The organism is Qipengyuania sp. L-5Y, assembly GCF_056859455.1.
In genome coordinates this window covers 78,473-84,472 of sequence record NZ_JBSXOM010000017.1, presented here as the reverse complement: position 1 = coordinate 84,472, position 6,000 = coordinate 78,473, and the positions used below count along the sequence as shown (strand labels likewise).

Annotated in this window: 4 protein-coding genes; 3 read left to right on the top strand and 1 reads right to left on the bottom strand. The window is 61.5% G+C overall.

Translation table 11 applies throughout. From position 1 onward, the window contains the following. The first annotated feature begins 51 nt into the window (after nucleotides 1-51). From AC13F2_RS01970 to AC13F2_RS01960, 3 genes are all read left to right on the top strand, one after another. Complete coding sequence (locus AC13F2_RS01970; protein WP_482970446.1) at nucleotides 52-1,908, top strand: strawberry notch C-terminal domain-containing protein; 1,857 nt, start codon at nucleotides 52-54, stop codon at nucleotides 1,906-1,908. 104 nt (nucleotides 1,909-2,012) lie between these two features. Further along, complete coding sequence (locus AC13F2_RS01965; protein WP_482964125.1) at nucleotides 2,013-3,986, top strand: ParB/RepB/Spo0J family partition protein; 1,974 nt, start codon at nucleotides 2,013-2,015, stop codon at nucleotides 3,984-3,986. A gap of 66 nt (nucleotides 3,987-4,052) precedes the next feature. Continuing rightward, nucleotides 4,053-4,721 (top strand): DUF805 domain-containing protein, encoded by a 669-nt coding sequence (locus AC13F2_RS01960; RefSeq protein ID WP_482970445.1) that lies wholly within the window; start codon nucleotides 4,053-4,055, stop codon nucleotides 4,719-4,721. 16 nt (nucleotides 4,722-4,737) lie between these two features. On the opposite strand, the gene AC13F2_RS01955 is transcribed toward AC13F2_RS01960, so the two are convergent. After that, nucleotides 4,738-5,370, bottom strand: a complete 633-nt coding sequence (locus AC13F2_RS01955; RefSeq protein WP_230292594.1) for a tyrosine-type recombinase/integrase — start codon at nucleotides 5,368-5,370, stop codon at nucleotides 4,738-4,740. Nucleotides 5,371-6,000: the final 630 nt, after the last annotated feature.

Here is a 6,000-nt window from a genome sequence, read left to right as displayed (position 1 = left end):
ATCTTGTTGGCATGGTGGTTCCTTCGACATGTTGAGGTCGAAGGACCGGTAATTATCTGGAGTAAAATCATGACGAACCGACGCAATCCCGCGCCTCCGGCTGCGACGCTCGACATAAACTGCGACTGCAAAGAATACGTCATCGACTACCTCGCCAAGAGCTTTCCGGTGCGCCTAATGCAGGTCTTCGCCGACGAGGATGGCAATCTTCGCTCCGAGGCGATGAGCGACGATGAGGGCAATCCCGTCTTCTGCCCGCGTGCCATTGCTGCGCGCGATGCGCTGATCGAACAGCTCTGCGCACTGCCGCCCATCGCAACGGCACTTGATGCGATCATTGAGCACTTCGGGACTGAGGCCGTCGCCGAGGTCACGGGTCGCACCCGCAGGCTGGTGATGGGACGCGATGGTCAGCAACGCCTCGAACGGCGAAGCCCCAGCGCCAATGTCGCCGAAGCCCAAAGCTTCATGGAAGGGACCAAGCGCATCCTGGTCTTCTCGGATGCAGGCGGCACGGGGCGTTCCTATCATGCCGACTTGGGCGCCAGGAACCAGCAGCGCCGGGTTCACTTCCTGCTTGAACCGGGATGGCGCGCCGACAACGCCATCCAGGGGCTCGGTCGTACCAACCGCACCAATCAGGCCTCGGCCCCGCTGTTCCGCCCGGTTACCACAGACGTAAAGGGCGAACGCCGTTTCATCTCGACCATTGCGCGAAGGCTCGATGCATTGGGCGCGCTTACGCGCGGCCAGCGCCAGACCGGCGGACAGAACCTGTTCGATCCGGCAGACAATCTCGAAAGCGACTATGCGCGAGATGCGCTCAGCCGCTGGTTCCAGTTGCTCTATGACGGCAAGCTCGAAGCCACGAGCTTCGGTAACTTCGTCGAGCGCACCGGCCTCCGGCTTGAAAGCCCCGATGGCGGGCTGACCGACAATCTCCCCACCATCCAGCGCTGGCTCAATCGCATTCTCGCGCTACCGATCGCGCTTCAGAACGCGATCTTCGACGAATATCTTGGCCTCGTCGAAGCGCGGATCGAAGCCGCACGCGAAGCCGGAACGCTCGACCAGGGGCTTGAGACTGTCAGGGTCGATCGCTTCACGGTCCTGGCAGATGAACTCCTGCGCACCGACCCCGTGACCGGAGCAGAAACACGTCTCATCTCGCTCGAAGTGACGAGGTACCTTCGGCCTTTGCAATTGCAGCGCCTCGTCCGGATGCACGAGATTGGCAACCTGCATGCGATCCCGATGCGCAATGCGCGCTCGGGCAAAGTCGCGCTCTCGGTTCCGGCCCGTCGCCTCATCGCCGACGACGGGGCCGTGATCGAACGCCGACGCCTGCTACGCCCGCTCAAGTCCGCGAACTGGACATTCGAGGCACTCGCTGAGAGCCACTGGGAAGAAATTGGCGTCACCGCGTTCACCAGCACCTGGCGGGCCGAGGAAGAGGAGGCCGCCGCTTCACCGGTGACCGAGCGCGTCCATCTCGCCACCGGACTTCTGCTTCCGGTCTGGAAGCGCCTCCCCGGCGATCATGTCCGCGTTACCCGGCTCGTTGCCGAGGACGGTCAGTCAATCATCGGCCGCGAAGTGCTCAATGTCGATCTCGCCGCAATTGCCGAGACCTTTGGCCTTTCCGGGGTTGTCGGACCGGCACCCGATCAGATCGGCGACCTCGTCCTCGCCAGCGGCAAACCGTTGGGCCTCGCAAGCCACGATCCACTCACAGTGAAGCGTGCGCTGGTTGGCGGCGAACAGCGCCTTGAACTGACCGGATTCTCGCCCGATCGCCTCGACTGGTACAAGAACAAGGGCTGCTTCACCGAGATCATCCGTTACCGCACGCGGCTGTTCGTGCCAGTTTCCGGAGCCTCGTTGGTCCTCCCCGCACTTGCCGCCTGATCCCTCGGACCGACGCCAGTCTCAGAATGAGAGTGGAGGGAGCCCTTTGGGCTTGTGGGCCTCGTGATCCTCACCTGCGCCTTCATTCCATCAGGAGAACACCCATGATCCAGTCGATTCCCTTGAAGAAGCTCGTCCCGAGCCCGCGTAACGTTCGCAAGTCGAGCGACGTGCTGGCCGACCTCCAGCTGCGGGCAGACATTGCCGCGCGCGGCCTGCTGCAGAACCTCGTCGTGCGCAAAGGAAAGCGCGGCAAGTTCGAGGTCGAGGCTGGCGGTCGCCGGCTCGCCGCGCTGCAGGCGCTGGCCGAAGAGGGCACCTTGCCTGACACGCACGAAGTCACCTGCCTCGTCATCGAAGGCGAGGAAAGCGAAGTGCGCGAAGCCAGCCTTGCCGAGAACTTCCAGCGACTCGCAATGAACCCGGCCGACGAGGCACAGGCCTTCGCCTCCATCATCGAAGCAGGAGCTACCACCGAAGACGTGGCGCGCCGCTTCGGCCTCACCCTCCGGTTCGTCGAAGGGCGCCTGCGTTTGGCAAGTCTGGCACCCTGCGTCTTCGAAGCGCTCGCCGAAGGCACGATCACGCTCGACATGGCCAAGGCCTACGGCGCGATCTCCGACGTCGAGCGCCAGGCGCATGTCTATGCCGAGCTGCAGGACGCCTGGTACCAGATCACGCCCGACACGATCCGCCGCATGGTGCTTGATGCCACGGTGCGCGGTTCCGATCCGCGAGCTGTGCTCGTCGGACGCGATGCCTACATCGCAGCGGGTGGCCGGATCGAGCGCGAACTTTTCGATGATGATGCCAGTGAAAGCTGGATCGATGTCGCGCTGCTCGAGGATCTCGCGCACAAAGCCATGGAAGAAGCCGCAGGAAAGGCCGCGCTCGAATTTGGCCTTGCCTGGGTGCGTCCGACGCTTGGCAATTATGTCAGCCATGACCTTGTCGAAGGTATGAGCCGCTTGCCTTGCGAACCTGCGCCGATGACCGAAAAGGAAGTACGGGAACTCGGAGAACTTGAGGCCGACTACGACCGCGTCGCCGCCGTGCTCGAAGACGAGGACAGCGACGAAGAGGAGATCGCCAAAGCCGAACGCGAACTGGTCGTCATCGACCGGGCCATGCGCGAGCTCAATGATCGTCCCCCTGTGCTTGCCGACGAGCTGAAATCCGAGGCCGGTGCCTTCCTCGTCCTCTCGCGCAATGGCGAGCCGACCTTGGTCCCACAGTACTACACCGAAACCGAAGTCATCGCTGACGAAGGTGTTGTCGAGGCAATCGAGGAAAGTGGAGCGGCAAAGCCCAAAGGGAGCTCTCTCTCACAGCGCCTGCTTGACGAACTGGCTATGCAGCGCCGGGACATCCTGGCGATCCATCTCGCTAACGATCCGGCCCTGGCGCTCGATTTCATGGTCTTCACGCTCGCCGATGCCGATGGGCACGACTGGCGTGCCAAGAAAGCGTCGACGCTCGTTGGGTCGGTGGCGTCGGGCCCGGTCACCGGGTTCGAGGCCAAGGATGCACCGGCGAGTGCTGCTCTGGCCGAGTTCGCCGGGTCGCTCGATGAAAGCTGGCGCTCGGGTGAGACCGACGTCGAGCGGTTTGCCAGGTTCCGAGCGCTTTCCGAAGAAGCGCGTTCGGCCTGGCTTGGCCATGTCCTCTCGCGCACGCTCGTCGCCAGCCTTGCCTGCGAAGACGAGCGTTCGGTCCCCATGCACGAAGCGCTCGGGGCTCTTCTGGAAATCGAAACCGCGCAGTGGTGGCGTCCCACTGCGGCCAACTACTTCGACCGCGTGGCCAAGGCCCGCACCCTCGAAGCGCTCGATGCTGCAGGTGGTCCGGAGCTGGTCAGTCGATACGCTGCTTCGAAGAAGGCTGAACTGGCGAGCGCAGCCGAGCGCATCTTCTCCGGCAACTTCATCGGCGAGGCCGAGGTCAAGGGACGGGCGCAGGCCTGGGTTCCACGGATCATGCGGTTCACCGATGCTGAGGAGGTCGCGCACGTGGATGCCGAAGTCCACGTACCGGTCAGCGACGACGCGACTGACGAAATTGCCGAGCAGGCTGCCTGACCCCTCCTGACAGGTCCAGGTCACTCGGCGGGCGGTCCGTCCCAAACGGGACGGGCCGCCTTTCGCATGTCAAATTTGGGGCCGTTAGCGGTCTGGCAGCTCTTGGTGTGGCACCGGCGGAAAGCTGCCATTCAGCTTCCGACCCCATTGCGGACATTTCTTTGCGCGCGTAAAAAGGCGATTGAAATTGGGGGGACAATGTTGCGTCAGCCTGCCGGGCGGATCGAATCCGAACACTTCATGAGAAGCGTTAAGTCGACCGTCGCCAACACATTCCGATTGTCGGGACGCTCTCGCCGGAGCGAGTTCATATTTTATTGGGTTGCGGTAGCCGCAGTGGGCATGATCCCCTTTGTCCTGCATGAAGCTATCTCTTACGGCGGCGACATCGGACGATCCGTTTTTGTACTTTCGGCTATCTTACTAATCCCCTTCCCAGCACTATTAGTGCGTAGGCTGCATGATCAGAACCGCAGCGGCTGGTGGGCTTTCGCATGGGCTCCTGCCGTTTTAACAGGGATCGTCAAAAGTGGAGAACCGATAGGCTTAGCTCTTGGCATCCTAGTGGGGCTCGGAAATCTTCTTGTCCTAGCGTTCCTGCTCTGGCCGGGTTCAACCGGCTACAACAGGTTCGGGCCGAGCCCCCGCGCCAATGTGAATAGCAGCTTTCCACCCAAAGCTTGTCGCGCTTCTCGCATGCGGAGGAACCTAGAAGCGGTCGATCAGTACTGCTGAGCGACCGCTCCTTTCGTCAGATTTCGGTTCTCTCCGCCAGCAGCAAGGCGTCTTCGACATCTACGCCAAGATACCGGACGGTGTTCTCGATCTTCGTGTGGCCGAGCAGAATTTGGATAGCCCGGATATTGCCGGTGGCACGATAGATCATAGCCGCCTTCGTTCGGCGCAGCGAATGCGTCCCGTATTCTGCCTTTCGCAGTCCAATCGCAGTCACCCATTCATCAACCAAACGCGCATACTGTCGCGTGCCCATATGGCCGGCGTAATCCACACGGCTCGGGAACAGATAGTCGCCTGTCGACCCGCCCCGGCGCTCGATCCATGCTAGCAGCGTGGCTCGAACGTCGGCCGTGAGTTCGAACTGCACGGGCCGATTGGTCTTCTGCTGAATGACGGTAGCGCGATTTCGTATCTCAGCGCCCGCAACCACGTCACCAATCTTGATCTTCACCAGATCGCAGCCGCGTAGCTTGCTGTCGATGGCGAGATCGAAAAGAGCCTTGTCCCTCAATCGTTCCTCGCGATCGAGATGGAAGCGGATCGCCCAAATCTGTTTCTGCGTCAGTGGGCGCTTCGTTCCGACATTCTTGCCAGCGTTCCAAGCCTGACGATGCCGCGTCGCTGCATCAAATCCTGAGTTTCCCATTCTGTTTCTCCTTGGCCATGATTGGCCAGAGGGAGAACGCTCGAGATGGTGCAGATTGGGCCGGTTGCTGACTGTCTGCTTTGGGCAGGCAACCAATGCAAATCGGCCATTTTGCTTCCGACCCCATGGCAGACCACCCATGTATGCCCAGCACCTGTTCAATGGCAGCCGTTTGTCGTGTCTCTACAATACATCAGGTAGCAGAAGCCCATGAAGTTCATCACTCTCAATCGCGCCTCGACCCTTTCCGTTGGGCTGAGCTGGCCGGGTTTCCGGCTCGTGAAGCAGCAATGCCGCTCGACCATACGCGCCTAATCGATACTTCTCTGCGCTTGGCGCAGATGCCATTGCCCGCTTCGTTCGCGACGGCTTCGTCTGGGTGGGTGCTGCATTTTCATCCCAGGTGGCCGCAGAAGTGCGCGCGATCCTGTGGGTGGCCACGGGATGCGATCCCGATGACTCGACCACCTGGACCCGGCCCGTCTCGAGCGGTTCGATCAGGCTCCGTTTCACGAAGCGGCAAACACAACCGCCCTGCATACAGCATTCGACCAGCTTGTGGGCAAAGGTCGGTGGCTGCCGCGGGGCGGACTCGGAACATTTGCTGTTGGCTTTCCATCTGCCGAAGAA